The sequence below is a fragment of the Mesorhizobium sp. M0598 genome, from assembly GCF_040320865.1.
GTDB lineage: Bacteria > Pseudomonadota > Alphaproteobacteria > Rhizobiales > Rhizobiaceae > Mesorhizobium.
In genome coordinates this window covers 55,051-72,944 of sequence record NZ_JAMYQL010000022.1, presented here as the reverse complement: position 1 = coordinate 72,944, position 17,894 = coordinate 55,051, and the positions used below count along the sequence as shown (strand labels likewise).

Here is a 17,894-nt window from a genome sequence, read left to right as displayed (position 1 = left end):
TTTGCCTCGACCAGCAACCCCGCCTATCGTCCCACCACAACCGGAGCCATCTATGACATTTCAGGCTGAATGGCTGCGCGGAACGCTCTTGGGACTGGCTCTGGTGATGGCCGCGCCGGCTCTGGCGGATAACAATCCTGACGATGGCGTCGTGACCGATTTCCTGCTCGACAACGGCATGGAGGTCGTCGTCATCCCCGATCACCGCGCCCCCATCGTCACCCATATGGTCTGGTACAAGATCGGCAGCGCCGACGAGCCGCCGGGCAAGTCCGGCATTGCCCATTTCTTCGAGCATCTGATGTTCAAGGCGACCACCAACCATGCGGCGGGCGAGCTCGACCGTGCCGTCGCCGCCATCGGCGGCTCGGACAACGCCTTCACCTCCTACGACTACACCGCCTTTCACGAGACGGTGGTGCCGCAGGCGCTCGGTGAGATGATGGGCTTCGAGGCCGACCGCATGCGCAATCTCATCCTCAACGACGATGTCATCAAGACCGAGCGCGACGTCATCCTCGAGGAGCGCCGCTCGCGCATCGATAGCAATCCGCAGGCGGTGCTCGACGAGGAGATCGACGCCACGCTGTGGCAGAACCAGCCGTACCGCATTCCGGTCATCGGCTGGATGCAGGAGATGGAGAGGCTGAACCGCACCGACGCGATGGCCTTCTACAACAAATATTATACACCCAATAACGCCGTGCTGGTGGTGGCCGGCGATGTCGAGCCGGAAACGGTCAAGGCGCTGGCCGAAAAGACCTATGGCAAGGTCGCGCGCGGCCCGGATCTGCCGCCGCGCATCCGCCCGGTCGAGCCGGAGCAGAACACCAGGCGCACGGTGACGCTGACCGACGGGCGCGTCAGCGTGCCGAGCTTTACCACGCAATGGGTGGTCCCGTCCTATCACACGGCAAAGCCCGGCGAAGCCGAAGCGCTCGACGTGCTGTCCGAAATCCTCGGCGGCGGCAACCGCAGCCGGCTCTACCAGGAGCTTGTCGTCAGGCAAGGCATCGCCGCCGAGGCCGGCGCCTTCTTCCAGGGCACCATGCTCGACGACACCAATTTCACCGTCTACGGCGCGCCGCGCGGCGATGCCAAGCTTGCCGACATCGAGGCCGCGGTGAACGCCGAGATCGCCCGCATCGCGAAAGACGGCGTCACCAGCGACGAGCTGGAAAAATCCAAGGACCGTTTCGTACGCTCGATGATCTTTGCCCGCGACAAGCAGGAGGACATGGCCAACATCTACGGCTCGACGCTCGCCACAGGCGGTAACGTCCAGAACGTCCAGCAATGGCCGGACCGCATCCGCAAGGTCACCGCCGACCAGGTCAAGGAAGTCGCTGCCCGCTATCTCAATCTCGACCACGCAACGACCGGCTATCTTCTGCCGCAAACCCAAGCTGGGAATTGATTTGATGATGAGCCAGCATGGTCCCGCTCTGCCTTCCCCCCTCGTGGGCTCCTCACCTTCTCCCACAAGGGGAGAAGGGAAGCGCCAGCACGCCGGCGCTCTTCTAGCAACCCTGTTCCTCTCCCTTCTCTTTCTCCTCCTGCCGGCGCTTTCCGCTCGCGCCGCCGTGAACATCCAGGAGGTGACCTCGTCGAAGGGCATCACCGCCTGGCTGGTGGAGGACTATTCGGTGCCGATCGTCGCTATCCGCTTCGTCTTCGATGGCGGCGCGACGCAGGATCCGCCCGGCAAGGAAGGGCTTGCCAATCTGATGAGCGGCCTGTTCGACGAAGGTGCCGGCAACCTCGACAGCGAGGCCTTCCAGATCAAGCTTGACGATGTCGGCGCCGAGATGAGCTTCGATGCGCAGCGCGACGGCATCTACGGCTCGATGCGCATGCTGGCCGAGCAGCGCGACGGCGCCTTCGACCTGTTGCGGGTGGCGGTCAACCAGCCGCGCTTCGACCAGGTGCCGATCGACCGCATCCGCTCGCAAATCCTGTCCGGCATCACCGCCAACGAGCGCGATCCCGATACGCTCGCCCAACGCAAATGGCTGGACGCGATCTACGGCAGGCATCCCTATGCGCGGCCCGACCAGGGCACCAGGCAAAGCATCGCGACGATTACGCCGGCCGATCTCAGCGCCTTCCACAAGGCAAGTTTCGCCCGCGACGGCTTGCATATCGCGGTGGTCGGCGCCATCGACGCCGAGACGCTGAAGCAGAAGCTCGACCTGGTGTTCGGCAGCCTGCCGGAAAAGCAGGCGCTCACGCCCGTTCCCGACATCGACCTGAAGCTCGGCCAGCGGCTCGAGGTCGTTTACGACCAGCCGCAGGCCTCGCTGCAACTCGCCTATCCCGGCGTGAAGCGGAATGCGCCGGATTTCTTCGCCGCGGTGCTGATGAACGAGATCCTCGGCGGCGGCACCTTCACCTCACGGCTGTTCGACGAGGTGCGCGAGAAGCGCGGCCTGGCCTACAGCGTCAGCTCCGACCTCGTCGACCACCAGCATTCCGAGGCGCTGTCCATCACCACCTCGACCCGCGCCGACAGGGCGGCCGAGACGCTGGCCGTGGTGCGCGACGTGGTCAAGCGCATGGCCGAGGAGGGGCCGACCGAAGCCGAGCTGGCGGCGACCAAGAAATACATCATCGGCGCCTATGCCATCAACAATCTGAATTCCTCCGGCGCGATCGCCTCAACGCTGCTCGAGATTCAGCTCGGCAAGCTCGGCATCGACTACATGCAGCGCCGCGCCGCCCTGATAAACGCGGTGACGCTGGACCAGGTGAAAGCGGTGGCGAAAAAGCTGCTCTCCGCCGAGCCGGCCGTCATGGTGGTCGGGCCGAAGCTCGGCGCGGCCAACAAGGGATGAGCCCTAGCTTCGGCATCGCCTTTGGCGGCGGCGGGGCGCGTGGGCTGGCGCATATCCATGTCATCGAGGCGCTGGACGAGCTGGGCATAAGGCCGGCAGCAATCGCCGGCTCGTCGATCGGCGCCATCATGGGCGCCGGCATGGCCGCGGGCATGACCGGCAAGGACATCCACGACTATACGCGCTCGATCCTCGGCCGCCGCGCCGAAGTGGCGACGCGCATGTGGCGGGCGCGGCCCGGCACTTTTGCCGAGGCGGTGCAGGGCGGCTTGCGGGTCAGCCAGTTCAATGTCGAGCGCATCCTCAAGGCGTTCCTGCCCGACGCCATTCCCGAAACCTTCGCCGAATTGAAGATACCGCTGAAGGTGACGGCAACGGACTTTTATGGCCACAAGCTCGCCGTGTTCGACGAAGGCGAGCTGCATTCGGCGCTGGCCGCTTCGGCGGCGATCCCGGCGGTGTTCCGTCCGGTGATGCGCGACGGCAGGCTGCTGATCGACGGCGGCATCTACAATCCCGTGCCGTTCGACCTGATCGAGCTCGACGCCGACATCATCATCGCCGTCGACGTGGTCGGCGCGCCGACCGAGGCGGGCCGCAAATTCCCGACCTCCGTCGACCTGATGTTCGGCGCCACGCAGCTGATGATGCAGTCGATCATCGCCAGCAAGCTGAACCAGAGCCGGCCCGACATATTGATCAGGCCGGCGGTGTCGAAATACCGGGTGCTCGATTTCATGAAGGTCGAGGCGCTGATGGCCGAGACGGTGGCGATCAAGGACGAGCTGAAGCGCGAGATCGAGAAGGCGGTCGAGGCCCGCGCCAAGGCCGAAGCCAGCAAGCGCACGAACCGTCTCGGCGGATGACAGCCATCAGTCGTCGAGCGTCAGCGCCCGCTGGACCATGAGCGTAATCCTTCGTAAGTGGCGCGGATCAGCTCGCGATTGGCGGCCATCTCAGCCCCACTTCATCTCGCCGGTGGCAACCTTGGAGCCGATGTCGAGCGCCACGCCCATGCCGAGGCCGGGGAAGCGGGCTTCCATGGCGCTCTTCAGTGCGGCCGCGTCCTTGGCCTTGGCCAGTTCTTCCTCGAAGGCGACGAGATAGGTTTTGGTGTGCTCGACGCCTGAAGGGTCCGTAGCGGCCTCAGGCGTCATGTGCCCGGGCACGACGATTGCCGGCTTGCGCGCCGCGATCTTTTCGAGATTGGCGAGCCAGGCGGCGCGCAGTTCCCTGGTCGGCGTGTCGGCGGTCCAGACATGCACGCCGGCAAAGATCATCACCCCGCCGAACACCGCATTCAGCGACGGCACGAAGAGATAGCGCCGGTTGGCGAGGCCTTCCGCGGCGACGATCTCGATGGTCTCGCCATCGACGCTGAGCGTCTTGCCGTCGAATGCTTCGGGGATGACGACGTCGGCTAGCGCCTGCGGGCCGTTCTCCTTGAGCTGCGGCCCCCAGACGGCGAGCTTCTTTTCGACATTGCCGTTGATGGCGGCCACCGTCTCGGCTGCGGCGATCACCCGTACCTGCGGGAACGCCTGCTTGATCGGCTTGAGGCCGAAATAATAGTCCGGGTCGGACTGGCTGACATAGATGGTGGTGAGCGTCTTGCCGGTCGCCTTGATCGCCTCGGCCACGGCCCGGCCGTCGGGGTAAGTGAAACCGCCATCGATCAGCACGGCTTCGGTGGCGCCGGAGACCAGCACCGGGGCGCGGAAGAAGCCGTTTTGCCCGGCGGGGAAATGTTTCCAGGAAAGCCCGCCGGCCGCATGGCCAAGCCCGGCGGGAGCAAAGACCGCGGCAGCGCCGGCGGCGAGGGTGGTTTTCATGATGCTTCTCCGTGTGAACATGGATGTCTCCTGGGATCCGGAATTCGGCGGCCTCGATGCCCGCAAGATGGCAAAAGCGGAATGCGTATTGAAGGCCGACAAAATAGACATAATGTATGCCATTGCCTGACAATGAGACTGCCTCTGCCATGAGCGAAGCATGAACCTGAACCGGCTGGCCTATTTCGCGGCGGTGGTCGATGCCGGCTCGTTCACGCGGGCCGCCGAGCGGCTGGGCATCACCAAGGCGGTGGTCAGCCAGCAGGTGGCGCGGCTGGAGCGCGATGTCGGAACGACGCTGCTGATCCGCACGACGCGGCGCGTCCATCCAACCGAGGCCGGCCGAACGTTCCATGCCCGCTGCCTGCAGGTCCTGCAGCAGGCCGAGGATGCATTCGACGAGCTCGCGCAGGCCGCCGCCGAGCCGACTGGCACGCTGCGCATCGCCGCGTCCAACGACTACGGCACATCGGCGGTGGTGCCGGTGGTCGCCGCCTTCAGCGCGCGCTATCCTGCCTGCCGGGTGGAGCTGACGCTGGGCGACGAGACGATCGACCTGGTTTCCGGCCACATCGACGTGGCCATCCGCGTCGGCTGGCTGGCCGATTCCAGCCTGCAGGCCCGGCGCATCGGCATCTTCCAACAATTCATGGTATGCGGCGCCGGCTTTGCAGGCCGGTTCACCGCCGGCGAACCGCAAGACCTCGCCGGGCTGCCCTTCGTCGCCAACATGGCGCTGCGCGAACCGCTGCTATGGCAATTTTCGCGCGGCGATGACGAGCAGGCCGTGCGCATGCAGGCAACGATTTCGATCGACGCAACGTCGGCAGTGCTGGCAGCGGTCCGCGCCGGCGCCGGCCTGTCGGTGCTGCCGGACTTTTTGGTGCGGGACGAACTGGCCGCCGGACGGCTGGTGCAGATCCTGCCCGAGTGGCGGCTGCCCTCCGGCGGCATCAACACAGTCTACCCCGCCGCCCGCTTTCGCCCGCCCAAGGTGACGAGGTTTGTCGAGATGCTGATCGCGGCCGAGCAGAAGCTGGAGGCAGGCGGGCGGGGGCGGTAGCTTGGGTGAGGCGCTGATGGCCGAAGCTGCGATCTCCCCCCTTGAGGGGGAGATGGCCGGCAGGCCAGAGGGGGTCGGTTCGACCGGGCGCGGCCTGCCTCTTGCGTCGGTAGGGGTTGGCGCATTACGCGAGACGACCCCCTCTGCCCTGCCGGGCATCTCCCCCTCGAGGGGGGAGATTGGCCGTCATCACGGCTTGCCTATCCCAGCCGCATACTCCAGCGCCACCACGCCGTTGCCGAATTGCGTGGCCGAGATCAGCTCGAGCGGCAATTGCGCGCCGGGCGGGAACAGCAGCTTGCCCTGGCCGACGGCACCGGGGTAGCTGAGCAGCCTGATGCGGTCGACCAGGCCATGGCGCAGCAATTCCTGCGCGACGCTGAGGCTGCCATGCACATAGATGTTGCCGCCGCTGCCTTGCTTCAGCCCTCTGACCGCGTCCGGCAATGCGCCCTGCAGCAGCTCGGCCGGCTGCCAGTCGAGCGCCTGCAAGCTGGTCGAGGCGACATATTTCGGCAGCGCATTGAACCGGTCGGCGAAATCTCCGGTCTCCTTGGGCCACGAGCCGGCAAAAATCTCATAGGTCGTGCGCCCCAACAGCATGGCGCCACTGTCGGCAAGCTCGTCGTCCTTGAACTTTTGCATCTCATCGTTCCAGGCCACGCTCGGCAGCTTTTCAACCTCGGCAATGCCATCGACGCTGATGAATTCGGTGATGATGAGTTTTCTCATGGCGGGTTCCTTTCTGGCAGGGCCGAATGGCGCGGGCCTTATGCGACATGCGCCGTCAACTAGCGCGGCGCTTTTTCAGGGGGAGGGTTTTCCCTGTTCGCTTCCAAAGACCGATACCGTGGGAAAAGCTTCTCCGACCTGCCCGTCGTTCGGTCATGCCACAAGGTCCCCATCGGGTGGGGGCCGGTCTTTTTTGCCTGTCCCAGATTGGATCTGGGTCGTAGTCACGGGCTGGCTACAGGTGGGCAATTCCGGCTTTCAGCAGTCCTTCGCGGACGTGCTGCACGTCAGACTCCTGGGCAAAGTGCAGGGTGGCGATAAATGAATCGAGGTCGAATTGGGGATCGAGCGTTCTGATCTTGCCTAGATGCGCCGCGGCCGCGATTTCGTCGCCGAGCCAGCCGTAGCAGGCAGCGGCGAAAGCGTGCTGAGCCGAGTCCATGGTTGACAGATGCATGAAAGCTTCGATCGCCTCGCCATACTGGCGCGCGGCGAAATGCGCCTTTCCCAGATGGCTCCAGAACCTCTCCGGGTGGTGCGGGTTCAACTGCATTGCCTTGCGGATCCATTCAACTCCCTCTTCCGGCCTCCCGAGCCACGTCAATAACTCGCCTTGCTGCACCACCACGAGGTCGTAATTGGGATTGAGGGCCAGCGCCCGCTCTTGATGGTAGCGCGCAGTGGTCAGCTCATTGTTGTTCACGTTCACTGCCGCGAGGATGCGGTGGACATCGGCATCGTTGTTGTCCAGCGCCAGCGCCCTGTCCAGCGCCGCCATAATGTTGTTCCAGACGGCATCCCTGTCTTCGCACCAGTTATGGACCCAGGCCTGGCCAAGAATGCAGGCCCGCCAGGCATGGGCATGGGCATAATTGGGGTCGAGCGCGACGGCCCTTTCTATCAAGGTTTGCGCGCGTTCATTATCCGCAACCGTGCTTCGGTGATGCAGCACCTTGGCAGCAAGCACACATTCATACGCGGCCATGTTTGCAGGTTTCGCCCGCGCGAGCTGGTCCCGCTGAGCCGCCTCGACACGACCGGGCAGCGTGGCTGCGATCGCCGCGGTCACCTCATCCTGAATCGCGAATATGTCGTCCAGCTTCCGGTCATATTTGTCTGCCCAAATATGAGCGTCATTCGCCGTGTCGATGAGCTGAACCGTCACGCGCACCCTGTCGCCGATCTTGCGGACGCTTCCCTCCACCAGATATTGGACGGTGAGTTTCTCGGCCACCTCGCGCACATTCACGGCGCGGTTCTTGTAGACGAAGCTGGAATTGCGCGAGATGACGAACAGCTCATGGTGGCGGGACAGTTCGGTGATGATGTCCTCGGTCAGTCCGTCCGCGAAAAATTCCTGCTCGGGGTCGCCGCTCATGTTGGTGAATGGCAGCACCACTATCGAAGGTTTCGAGATGGATCGCTTTGCCTCGACTTCCGGCAGGACAGAACTATCAAACCCGACGCGATAGAGGCGAACCGGGCGGCTGATGTTCTTTAACGTCTTCTCGCCCAGGTCCTCCATGGCAATTTCGAGACGGTCGGCAATTTGGGTCGCCACCGCTGCGGTCACGCAGATGCCGCCGACGTCGGCGAGTTGCTCGATGCGCGAGGCAATATTGACGCCGTCGCCGAAAATGTCGTCATCGTCGAAAATGATGTCGCCGAGATTTATGCCGATCCTGAATTCGATACGCCGTTCTTGCGGCACATCCGAATTGCGCCGTTTCATGCGCTGTTGGATTTCCACGGCGCATTTCACGCCATCGGTCACGCTCTGGAACTCAACGAGCATGCCGTCTCCGGTGGTCTTGATGATCCGGCCCTTGTTCTTCGCGATGGCGGGATCGACCAGTTCTATGCGATGGGTCCGAAGGCGTGCGAGCGTGCCGGATTCGTCGGCCTCCATTAGCCGACTGTAGCCCGCCATATCGGCAGCCAGAATTGCGGCTAGTCTCTGTTCCATCGCTGAACCACAAACCAAGCTTATCCTTCCAGAGCTGCCAAATCCAGCAATTTGGGCTTGTGGCTGAATCAAGAAGTCTTCCTACCGCAACAGCAAGAAAGGGCGGATCAGAACCTTCCGCCTTGTGGCTGCGAACTCGATCGCATCAATCGCGGGAGGGATCCGCGCGGCGTCAAGCTCGTCAAGGCGATATATTTCGGCAGCGCGTTGAATTCGGTCGGCGAAGTCTCCGGTTTCCTTGGGCCACGAGCCGGCAAAGATCTCATAGGTCGTGCGCCCCAAAAGCATGGCGCCGCTGTCGGTAGGCTTCCTTGAAAATTCGCCATTCTCCCTCTCGCTCCGTGGGGCATGTGGCGAATAGTCTTTTCTTTCTTTAACCTAGAATTATTTTTCCTCGCGTGAAGTAATCGAGCTTCCACCTAATAATATAATCCGCTAGAATAACCGGGGGGATTTATAGTGACCTTAATATTGACGCCGATCGTCCACGGTGACATATGTCATGGATATGCTTGGACCGTTGAAGATATCGATCTCTTAGCCGAACGCGTCGCACGCGTCGCTATGGGGCAGTATCGTCACGTCTCTCAAATCCTCGAGGGACTGAACGTAGTTGCACCAAAAGGCTCTAAGGCTCATGCCGCTAATGCCATTGCAAAGATGCAGGTCGCCAAAAACGGTGACCCCTGGCAGCGCGATGGCTGGATTTTTCAGATAATATCCTGGATTGCGGCAAATCAGCAGAAAACTGACGGGGCGGTTCTGAAGCCACCCCATATATTCCATGCGCATAAAGGCTTCGATGGTATGCAACTCGAAGTCTCCGCAGATGGACAATCAGTTTCAGCCATTGTGATTTTTGAGGATAAGGCCAGCGAAGATCCGAGAAAGACAATCAGGGAAGACGTCTGGCCAGGAATTGCCAAACTCGAAGCGGGCGAGCGCGTCGCCGAATTAACGCATGAAGCAGCTGGTCTTCTGGAGGCACAGCAGCATCTTTACCCCGGCCTTAATGTTGATGAGGCAATCGACCGAATTTTCTGGCAAGAGGCTCGCCGTTATCGCGTGAGTATCACAATTGGAGACGTGCATAAGGAAGACGCCGATCGTGCGCGACTGTTTTTAGACTACGACTCGATGGCTAAGGGAGACGTTGTACGCCGGCGGGCGGAAACCATGCATTTCGAAGAACTTAGAAAATGGATGGCCGGATTCGCGAATCTAGTTGTTAAGAAATTGAACGAGCTGGCCAATGTTTGATCCAATAACTGCAGCAATTATTGCTTCATCCCCCAGATTGTCTGGTCTCGACCTTGAACAATTGCCCAAGCGACTCACCCAGGCGTTCGCGGAGATAGTGGCTGCGCGTATCCAATTTCGAGGACAGCCCGGGATTGAAGCATCCGAATCGCTCTCTCGAACATTACTTGAGATGCGTCGTCTGGCGGCCGCATACGAATCATATGTCGCGTTATTGCCAGATCGAGAAAATCGATCCGCTGCTGCCTTCGTGGCAGCATCGGCGCATCAAGTCTATCTACTAAGCACGGCAAACTTAGACCGCCCGGCCTCGTATTTGGATGGAGCCAGCGTTTCCCCTGAGGTCTGCGCAAGCTTGCTATTCTTAGTGGCGGAGGCGCATGCCGATGCCGCCGACTGCGCAAAGCGCATTTCTATCCCAACGGACCCCCAGCGCGCTGTGGAAGCAGCGCTTCTGACGGCCATTCAACGCTTTTGCCTTGGTCGTCTGAATACAGTGAAGCGGGTTGCGGTGCCCGAACTTCCTTCTGGCATGGAGCCTGGAGAAATTGCAGTTAGCGCGCTCTATCTTGAGCTTCTGAAAGGCGTAAGACATCTAGCGGATCGAATAGTCAGCCGTGCCGATCTGGATGTTGCGGACGGGGGCATCGAGGCGCCGTCGTCATTTTTCAATCGCGTCAAACAACTAAGCGTCGGCCAATTGGAGGATTTACTTGGGACCGGTAATCCGGTTTTTAGTCTCTTCCCCGGCCCGCTTCATCTGGCGAACCTCCTGCTAGCCGTAGATCGGGACCTTATAGGCTCGGCGCTGAGCCGGATCCCAGCACCAGGTGGGGTATCCGAGGATGATTGGTGGCCTGTAATCCGACGTATGGCTCGCAATCGTCCTTACTTATGGCGCAACCATCGTGAAGCGATCGCGAGCGGATATCTCAACAAAGGGACTTCGTCAGCAATCAGTTTTCCGACCGGGGGAGGTAAATCGACGCTTGCGGAACTGAAGATTGCAACAGCGTTACTGCGGGATGAGAAAGTTGTTTTCTTGGCACCAACGCATGCATTGGTTGATCAAACGGCCCGCGCTCTAAGGAGCACTTTCAACGCCTTTGAATTCGACATTGTCGGAGACATTGATGATGACGTCACTTTCAGTGAGATTGTGGTTCTGCCCGAAGCTATCGTTACGACGCCGGAGCGCTGTCTAATGCTCTTGACTACACAGCCCGAGGCGTTCGCTGATCTCGGGCTTGTCGTATTTGACGAATGTCACTTGTTGCATCCCAGGGATGCGGAGAGAAGCCGACGCGGCGTCGATGCCATGTTGGCCGTCCTTAATCTGTCGCTTATAGCGCCGAACGCAGATTTTCTTCTGCTGTCCGCGATGATGAAGAATACGAGCGAGATCGCTCAGTGGATTGAAGAATTGACAGGTCGAACCTGTCTTCCCATGAGCTTGGCCTGGAAGCCGACGCGACAGGTACGGGGGACCGTTGTTTACCCGGCTCGCAGGATCAATGAACTCAATGAGGTTCTCAAAACGGCTCGCCAGGCCTACAAAAACAAAAACGTGCCTGCATCGGTCGCGCGCGAACTTTCCGCGCAGCCCTTTGGGTTCTTTGGGCTCCTGCAGACTTGGGCGACGCAGGAACGAAATGACTACGCTTTGTTGCCTTTGCTGGCCGAAGAACATCAACTTTCTACGGGAACCACGAAAGCCAAGAATTGGTACCTAACTCCGAACGGAAACCACACTAGCGCATTGATCGCGGCGGCCGCAGCGGATGCAGGTTTAAGGACACTTGTTTTCGTCCAGTCGGTCGTTCTCGCCGAGTCCGCCGTACGCGAGTTTCGAAACCTGCGGGAAACTACGTCGGTAGCTCTCAGTGAGCAAGAGCTGGAAATGTATCGGATAGCCTCCGAAGAGATGGGCGGAGCCGATCACTGCTACATCAGCGTGGCATCCGACGGTACGTATAGTGGCGGATCGGCAGGGCATCATTCATTTCTGCTCCGGGAGGAACGACTGCTGCACGAATCCTTGTTCCGGAGGGCAGACGGCATTGGTGTACTTTTTGCGACCTCGACTTTGGCACAGGGTATGAACCTTCCCAGTGAATTGGTTATCATCGCGGGGGATAGTCGCTTTGATCAGTCAACCGACAAAATGGCTCAGCTAGAAGCTCACGAACTGCTTAATGCCGCTGGAAGGGCAGGCAGAGCGGGCGAAAGCTCCCAGGGGATCGTCCTCGTCGTTCCAAGCCGCGTAGTTGAGTTCGATCAGGAAGCGGGCCTGATCAATCAACACTGGATGACCCTTCAGTCTATTTTCTCGCAGAGTGATCAATGCCTGGACATTGATGACCCGACCACAGTTTTGCTCGACACGATCCACGCCGGTTCGTCCGAAGAGGGCATGCCGGCGTACTTCATCAGCAGGTTGCCTCCCGTAGACCCAGATGGGACCGACCAATCTTTGCGAAAAGTGCTGAATAAGTCGCTGGCCGCCTTTCGCGCTAGACAGCGAGGAGACGCGCAGTGGTTGGAAAGTCGCATCGGTGCTGTTTTTGCTGCTCGTAACAAATCGCCAGTCGCGGCCGAGGACGGATGGCTGGACAGAGTTTCGGGACTGACAGGCGTCGCGGTCGAGTCCCTTCGTCAGATAGCAGATACCTTTAGTAAGGAAGATGCGTCGCAGTCCACCAAAGCAGCAGTAGATTCTTTAATGGGCTGGCTCGTTACGAACCCTGCCAAATTGCTAGAGGTGATGCGGCCTGAGAATGTCGAGGGGTTTTTTGGAGGCGAGTTCGCGAAGCTCTCAGATAGTGAGAAAGGTCGGCAGGCCCTGCCAGTTGTCGCTGACTTTCTGGATCACTGGATGCGCGGCATAACTCTCAAGGACATTGAGGCTCGCTATCCGGATGGAGGCGATTCTGCGCAATGCAAGCGTGCTCGTCATTTCGTCCTTCGAATGATCCCCGACTTAGCCTTTTTTGCCGGCTTACCGGCTCGCCTTTTGGCGGCGCGGCAATCTGCAAAAGAAGAGGAAGTATCGCTGCCGATTGTTATCGCAACGTTGAGTGCTGCAGTCCGAGAAGGTTGCGATAGCCCAGAATGTCTGGCGGTACGAACATTGTCGCCGCGACACGTCACATCGCGTGTTGCCGCTCGTGCGAGGTATGACGAACTTAGACCGCTCATTGGATCGGGTGAAAAGAACGAGAAGTTCGAGCAAACGATTGAGCGCGCTCGCAACGCAGCGGCCCTACAAGCATTCGATGAAATTGACCTGGGCGATTTGTAGCTGGATCGGACAATAAACTTATGGCCGAGGGTTGAGCGACAGCGCTTCCTGTCGTCGTCAGCGAGTCAGTCGGACAAAGCGGCCAAGATGCAGGTCGCCAGCGGAATGGCACCTTTCTGGCTAGTTCGTTCCAGAATCGGACCGTCGGCTTCCGGCCCAAAAACGCGACGTCCGAGTAGTGGTTCGGTGATGACCGCTCTTTAGGCGCAACGCGGTCGTTGCGGGATAACCGCTCGCTCGCGTTGCCTGCCCACCATGCCCGCTTGCATTGCCGGCAGCCCGTCACGCTCCGCGAAGTGGCCGCCCTTGCCGGCGTCAGCGTTGCCACGGCGTTGAACGGCAGGGGCGGATGACGGCCGAGACGCGCGAGCGGATTCGCGAGACGGCGCAGCGGCTTGGCTTTCGCCCGAACAGCCTGGCGCAGAGCCTGTTGCGGCGGCTCCTTTACCGTCGGGCCCACTGACCAACGATCTATCGCCGCGCCTTCGGCGCGCATTTGTGACCGCCCTCATGAAGCAACTCTGATATTTGGCATCATTGTGCGATGCCAAGCCGTCGCGTGAGCGGATGCGGGTAGCGTCAGCAAAGTGGAACAATCCGGCAGCCGACGGGTTTGTACGATGAAGGGCGATCTGTTTCGGAGGAAGATTACGATGAAACGCGTCCTTGCCCAACATGCGGTGCGACTGATGCTCGGCGGCGTAACCGCCTGCCTGCTCACGGTCGTCGAGATTCCCAACCCAATTGCGCCATTGTCGCTTGTGTCCGAGGCAAGGGCTGCCACCACCGTTTCGATCAGCACGTTCTACGAAGACCTGTCTTCCTATGGTGATTGGGTCTCGTATCACGGAGCGACCGTTTTCGTGCCGGTTGATGTGCCTGACGATTGGCGTCCGTATACGCTTGGACACTGGGTCTATACCGAGCAGTATGGCTGGCTCTGGGTGTCCGACGAGCCATTCGGCTGGGCGACGTACCATTACGGCCGGTGGGGCTATGCCGACGATATCGGCTGGTACTGGGTTCCGGGCACTCGCTGGGCGCCAGCATGGGTGAGTTGGCGTCGTGACAGAGAGCACATCATTTGGGCGCCGCTGCCGCCCCGCCGCGATCCGGATTTGATTTCAATCGAGGTGATCTTCGACACGACGCCGGATTATTACTGGGTTGTGGTCCCCACCCGCGAATTCCTTGCCGCGGACATTTCTGTGGTCGTTATTCGTGATGAGCCGGAGTTTGTGCGCATTGTCGAGGCGGCCGAACCGGCCGGCGACGTGACGATCCAGAACAATTTGGTGATCAACAAAGTCATTGATGTCGATGTGATCGAAAAGGAGACGAACCAGAAGGTGACTGCCGTCAAGGTCAGCAAGACCGACGCGCCCGAGCAGTCCGGCAAACTGGAAAACGATACGGTCGCTGTCTTTGAGGGCGAGGTGAAAGCCGACCCTAAGGCCAAACCAGCTAAGCTCAAAGACATCGAGGAGGTGAAGCAGGTTCAGGCTGGCCGGAAATCGAAGCCGACCGAAGGCGCAGCAACGACCGAGCAGGCCAAGCCCGAAGAAACCGCCAAGCCTGAGAAGCCGAAGGTCGGCGAGCAGCCCGCCGCCGAGCCGCAGCAGGCCGAGCCCGAAAAGGCGGCCAAGCCTGAGAAGCCGAAGGCCAAGGAGCAGCCGGCCACCGAGCAGCAGCAGGCCGAGCCCGGCAAGGCGGCCAAGCCTGAGAAGCCGAAGGCCAAGAAGGAGCCCGCCGCCGAGCAGCAGCAGGCCGAACCGGAACAGGCGGTCAAGCCTGAGAAGCCGAAGGCCAAGAAGCAGCCCGCCGCCGAGCAGCAGCAGGCCGAACCGGAACAGGCGGCCAAGCCTGAGAAGCGGAAGGCCAAGAAGCAGCCCGCCGCCGAGCAGCAGCAGGCCGAGCCGGAGCAGGCTGCCAAGCCTGAGAAGCGGAAGGCCAAGGAGCAGCCAGCGGCCGAGCAGCAGCAGGCCGAGCCCGAGCAGGCGGTCAAGCCCAAGCCACAGAAACAGAAAAACAAGGCGTGCGATCCACAGACTGAGAACTGCTAGCTCTGCGGGTAGACTGCGGCACCGCGATTATTCGATCGCGGTGCCCGTCGTGTACCTAGGGCAGACATTCGCAGTTGCCTGCCCGAACAACCAGGCCATTCCCCCTTGCCATCCCCACGTCCTTCGTCCTAATCTCCCCCTGAGAAAACCTTTTCCCAAATCGCCCCGCAGCCGCTGACCCCACCATTCAGCGCCCGCAGGGGCCATAAGAGAAAAGCTTTTCTCAATGGGAGGATCGAAATCCAAATCATGGCGTCCGATGCGCAGCCAACGCCCGTCAAGCAGCCCGTCACCCTTCGTGAGGTGGCAGCGCTTGCCGGCGTCAGCGTGGCCACGGCCTCAAAGGCGCTGAACGGGCAGGGGCGGATGACGGCCGAGACGCGGACCCGGATTCGCGAGACGGCGCAGCGGCTTGGCTTTCGCCCGAACAGCCTGGCGCAGAGCCTGCTCAGGCGGCGCTCTTTTACCGTCGGGCTTTTGACCAACGACACCTATGGCCGCTTTTCGCTGCCGCTGATGGCCGGCGTTTCCGATGCGCTGGTCGATGCCGGCGTCTCGGTGTTCCTGTGCAATGTCGAGGACGACCCGCGCCTTGCCCAGCTGCATGTCGATGCCATGCTCGACAAGCGCGTCGATGGCATCATCGCCACCGGCAAGCGCATCGACCGCCATCTGCCGGTCGACCTCGCCAATCTCGGCATTCCGGCGATCTACGCCTTCACCGAGCCCGATCCCGGCGCTATCGCTTTTGTGTCCGACGATGCCGGCGGGGCGCGGCTGGCGGTCGAGCATTTTTGCCGGCTCGGGCGGCGGCGCATCGCCCATGTCTCCGGGCCGGCGAGCTTTGCCGTGGTGCATGCCCGCGCCGAGGCTTATCGCGCGGTGCTGGCCGAGAACGGTCTGCCGGTCATGGAGCCGCTGCTCGGCCCGTGGTCGGAGGCCTGGGGCCACGAGGCGGTCAGGAAGCTGTTCGACGGCGAGGGGTTCGACGGCACGCGCGAAAAACCCGATGCGGTGTTTTGCGGCAACGACCAGATCGCGCGCGGCGTCATCGACGCCTTGCGCGAGCGCGGTATCGGCGTGCCGGACGAGGTCGGCGTCATCGGTTTCGACAATTGGCAGATCGTCGCCGAGGCAACCCGCCCGCCGCTGACCTCGGTCGACATGAATCTGGCAGCACTTGGCCGCGAGGCCGGCCTTGCCCTGCTTTCGCTCGTCGGCGGCGAACCCGCTTTGCCGGGCATCAGAAAACTGCCGTGCCGGCTGGTGGTGCGTCAGTCATGCGGCCGTCCGCCGGACGGCTGAACGAAACGGGCCGTGTCGATAGGCACCCGCTTGGGGGCGCGGCTAAATTAAAACGCTAAATTAAAACCATGTGGAGGAGAAGCATGAGAACCACCATTACCGGGCTCGCCATCGCCGCGAGCATTTTGGGCACCCTGGCGACAGCCGGCCCGGCCGCCGCCGACACGGCCAACATCTGGGTTCGCGCCGACGGCTCGAACTTCATGCCGCGCGTCGTCGATGCCTTCAACAAGGGGCATCAGAACCAGATCAAGCTGGACATCATCCCCAACGCCGAAATCATTCCGAAATACGGTGCTGCCGCCGCCGGCGGCACGGCACCCGATGCGCTGTCGCTCGACTTGATCTACACGCCGTCCTTCGCCGCCGCCGGCCAGCTGGAAGACATCACCGACTGGGCGAAGTCGCTGCCTTACTTCGCCAGCCTGTCGCCGGCTCATGTCAAGACCGGCACCTATAAGGGCCGCATCTACGGGCTGCCGTTCTCGGCCGATAGTTCGGTGCTGATCTGGAACAAGAAGCTGTTCAAGCAGGCCGGCCTCGACCCGGAAAAAGGCCCGACCAACTGGGCCGAGATCGAAGCCGACGCCGAGAAGGTCAACGCGCTCGGCGGCGACATCAAGGGCTTCTACTTCTCCGGCAATTGCGGCGGCTGCAACATCTTCACCTTCACGCCGCTGATCTGGGCCTCGGGCGGCGACATCCTGACAGAGGACGGCTCCAAGGCGACGCTGGACACGCCGCAAATGCGCGGCGCCATCGACCTCTACCGTTCGATGGTCAAGAAGGACCTGGTACCATCAGGCGCGCAGACCGACACCGGCTCCAACTTCTTTGCCGCCTTCGCCACCGGCAATATCGGCATCTCGCCGTCCGGCGCCTTCGCCATCGGCGCGCTCAACACGCAATATCCCGATATCGACTACGGCATCACCTTCCTGCCTGGCAAGGACGGCAGCTGGTCGTCGTTTGCCGGCGGCGACAATTTCGTCGTCACCAAGGGCACCACCAAGGTCGCGGTGGTGAAGGAGTTCCTCGACTTCGCCTATTCCCTCGAGGGCCAGACCATCCTGGCGAAATATGGCAGCCTTCCGGTGCGCGGCGACATCGCCAATGAGGCGCTGAAAGACCTCGACCCGCGCTACAAGGTCGCCGCCGAAGCCATGGCCAAGGGCCGCACGCCCTATTCGGTGGTGTTCAACGACCTGATCAACTCGGCCAACGGTCCGTGGAACCAGATGATGAACGAAGTCTTCTTCGGTGAAGACGTCGACGGCGCCATCGCCAATGCGCAGGAGACGATGCAGTCGATCATCGATTCGGCGCCGCAGAAGTAGGCGCCGGCGCCCACCTCCCCCTCGAGGGGAGGTCGGACCGAAGGTCCGGGTGGGGTCGTTGCGGCAGTGCTCGACATTTCTGTCGGCGCACTTCGCAGGCGACCCCACCCCCGCAGCCCCTTAACCTCCCCCTTGAGGGGAGGTCGGACCGCAGGTCCGGGTGGGGTCATCGCGGCAGTGCTCGACGCTCTTTTGATGTCG

At 61.4% G+C, this 17,894-nt stretch carries 13 protein-coding genes and 1 pseudogene; 11 read left to right on the top strand and 3 right to left on the bottom strand.

The features are described from left to right. Positions 1 to 52 precede the first annotated feature (52 nt). The 3 genes from NKI59_RS23760 (at position 53) to NKI59_RS23750 (ending at position 3,700) form a co-directional block, all read left to right on the top strand. A complete protein-coding gene (locus tag NKI59_RS23760; RefSeq protein ID WP_352707247.1) occupies positions 53 to 1,417 on the top strand; it encodes a M16 family metallopeptidase in 1,365 nt (454 codons plus the stop codon). 166 nt (positions 1,418 to 1,583) lie between these two features. Beyond that, positions 1,584 to 2,834 (top strand): M16 family metallopeptidase, encoded by a 1,251-nt coding sequence (locus NKI59_RS23755; protein ID WP_502901098.1) that lies wholly within the window; start codon positions 1,584 to 1,586, stop codon positions 2,832 to 2,834. After that, on the top strand, positions 2,831 to 3,700 hold the full coding sequence (locus tag NKI59_RS23750) for a patatin-like phospholipase family protein (protein WP_352707241.1): 870 nt from the start codon (positions 2,831 to 2,833) through the stop codon (positions 3,698 to 3,700). The genes NKI59_RS23755 and NKI59_RS23750 overlap by 4 nt, the downstream gene beginning before the upstream one ends. Positions 3,701 to 3,790: 90 nt before the next feature. Here the strand turns inward: NKI59_RS23750 and NKI59_RS23745 are convergent, their stop codons facing one another. After that, the gene (locus NKI59_RS23745) at positions 3,791 to 4,687 is read right to left on the bottom strand and encodes an MBL fold metallo-hydrolase (protein ID WP_352707239.1); all 897 of its coding nucleotides are present in this window, start codon (positions 4,685 to 4,687) and stop codon (positions 3,791 to 3,793) included. Here NKI59_RS23745 and NKI59_RS23740 point away from each other — a divergent pair. Continuing rightward, on the top strand, positions 4,665 to 4,796 hold the full coding sequence (locus tag NKI59_RS23740; RefSeq protein WP_352707236.1) for a hypothetical protein: 132 nt from the start codon (positions 4,665 to 4,667) through the stop codon (positions 4,794 to 4,796). The genes NKI59_RS23745 and NKI59_RS23740 overlap by 23 nt on opposite strands. A gap of 30 nt (positions 4,797 to 4,826) precedes the next feature. Next, entirely contained in the window at positions 4,827 to 5,729 is a 903-nt protein-coding gene (locus NKI59_RS23735) for a LysR family transcriptional regulator (RefSeq protein ID WP_352707234.1), read from the top strand. 189 nt (positions 5,730 to 5,918) lie between these two features. On the opposite strand, the gene NKI59_RS23730 is transcribed toward NKI59_RS23735, so the two are convergent. Together NKI59_RS23730 and NKI59_RS23725 are read right to left on the bottom strand one after the other, a co-directional pair. Beyond that, on the bottom strand, positions 5,919 to 6,461 hold the full coding sequence (locus tag NKI59_RS23730) for a dihydrofolate reductase family protein (protein WP_352707232.1): 543 nt from the start codon (positions 6,459 to 6,461) through the stop codon (positions 5,919 to 5,921). A gap of 235 nt (positions 6,462 to 6,696) precedes the next feature. After that, a complete protein-coding gene (locus NKI59_RS23725; RefSeq protein ID WP_352707290.1) occupies positions 6,697 to 8,427 on the bottom strand; it encodes an adenylate/guanylate cyclase domain-containing protein in 1,731 nt (576 codons plus the stop codon). Positions 8,428 to 8,898: 471 nt separating this feature from the next. Between NKI59_RS23725 and NKI59_RS23720 the strand changes: the two genes are divergently transcribed. From NKI59_RS23720 to NKI59_RS23695, 6 genes and pseudogenes are all read left to right on the top strand, one after another. After that, positions 8,899 to 9,687: a hypothetical protein gene (locus tag NKI59_RS23720; protein WP_352707229.1), complete on the top strand. Its 789-nt coding sequence runs from the start codon at positions 8,899 to 8,901 to the stop codon at positions 9,685 to 9,687. Beyond that, the gene (locus NKI59_RS23715) at positions 9,680 to 12,988 is read left to right on the top strand and encodes a DEAD/DEAH box helicase (protein WP_352707227.1); all 3,309 of its coding nucleotides are present in this window, start codon (positions 9,680 to 9,682) and stop codon (positions 12,986 to 12,988) included. Before NKI59_RS23720 ends, NKI59_RS23715 begins: the two co-directional genes overlap by 8 nt. A 242-nt stretch (positions 12,989 to 13,230) precedes the next feature. Beyond that, positions 13,231 to 13,443, top strand: a pseudogene (locus NKI59_RS23710) (LacI family DNA-binding transcriptional regulator); the annotation flags it as partial. A 198-nt stretch (positions 13,444 to 13,641) separates the two neighbouring features. Continuing rightward, entirely contained in the window at positions 13,642 to 15,051 is a 1,410-nt protein-coding gene (locus tag NKI59_RS23705) for a DUF6600 domain-containing protein (RefSeq protein WP_352707225.1), read from the top strand. Between the two features lie 249 nt (positions 15,052 to 15,300). Beyond that, on the top strand, positions 15,301 to 16,356 hold the full coding sequence (locus tag NKI59_RS23700) for a LacI family DNA-binding transcriptional regulator (protein WP_352707222.1): 1,056 nt from the start codon (positions 15,301 to 15,303) through the stop codon (positions 16,354 to 16,356). A gap of 83 nt (positions 16,357 to 16,439) precedes the next feature. Next, positions 16,440 to 17,693 (top strand): ABC transporter substrate-binding protein, encoded by a 1,254-nt coding sequence (locus tag NKI59_RS23695; RefSeq protein ID WP_352707220.1) that lies wholly within the window; start codon positions 16,440 to 16,442, stop codon positions 17,691 to 17,693. The last annotated feature ends 201 nt before the right edge of the window (positions 17,694 to 17,894 follow it).

What these genes read in the sequence shown, in the direction of transcription:
- NKI59_RS23730 (WP_352707232.1), bottom strand. Translation starts at nt 6,461, where the DNA reads ATGAGAAAACTCATCATCACCGAATTCATCAGCGTCGATGGCATTGCC.
- NKI59_RS23750 (WP_352707241.1), top strand. Translation starts at nt 2,831, where the DNA reads ATGAGCCCTAGCTTCGGCATCGCCTTTGGCGGCGGCGGGGCGCGTGGG.
- NKI59_RS23735 (WP_352707234.1), top strand. Translation starts at nt 4,827, where the DNA reads ATGAACCTGAACCGGCTGGCCTATTTCGCGGCGGTGGTCGATGCCGGC.
- NKI59_RS23715 (WP_352707227.1), top strand. Translation starts at nt 9,680, where the DNA reads ATGTTTGATCCAATAACTGCAGCAATTATTGCTTCATCCCCCAGATTG.
- NKI59_RS23705 (WP_352707225.1), top strand. Translation starts at nt 13,642, where the DNA reads ATGAAACGCGTCCTTGCCCAACATGCGGTGCGACTGATGCTCGGCGGC.
- NKI59_RS23760 (WP_352707247.1), top strand. Translation starts at nt 53, where the DNA reads ATGACATTTCAGGCTGAATGGCTGCGCGGAACGCTCTTGGGACTGGCT.
- NKI59_RS23725 (WP_352707290.1), bottom strand. Translation starts at nt 8,427, where the DNA reads ATGGAACAGAGACTAGCCGCAATTCTGGCTGCCGATATGGCGGGCTAC.
- NKI59_RS23740 (WP_352707236.1), top strand. Translation starts at nt 4,665, where the DNA reads ATGATGCTTCTCCGTGTGAACATGGATGTCTCCTGGGATCCGGAATTC.
- NKI59_RS23700 (WP_352707222.1), top strand. Translation starts at nt 15,301, where the DNA reads ATGGCGTCCGATGCGCAGCCAACGCCCGTCAAGCAGCCCGTCACCCTT.
- NKI59_RS23695 (WP_352707220.1), top strand. Translation starts at nt 16,440, where the DNA reads ATGAGAACCACCATTACCGGGCTCGCCATCGCCGCGAGCATTTTGGGC.
- NKI59_RS23745 (WP_352707239.1), bottom strand. Translation starts at nt 4,687, where the DNA reads ATGTTCACACGGAGAAGCATCATGAAAACCACCCTCGCCGCCGGCGCT.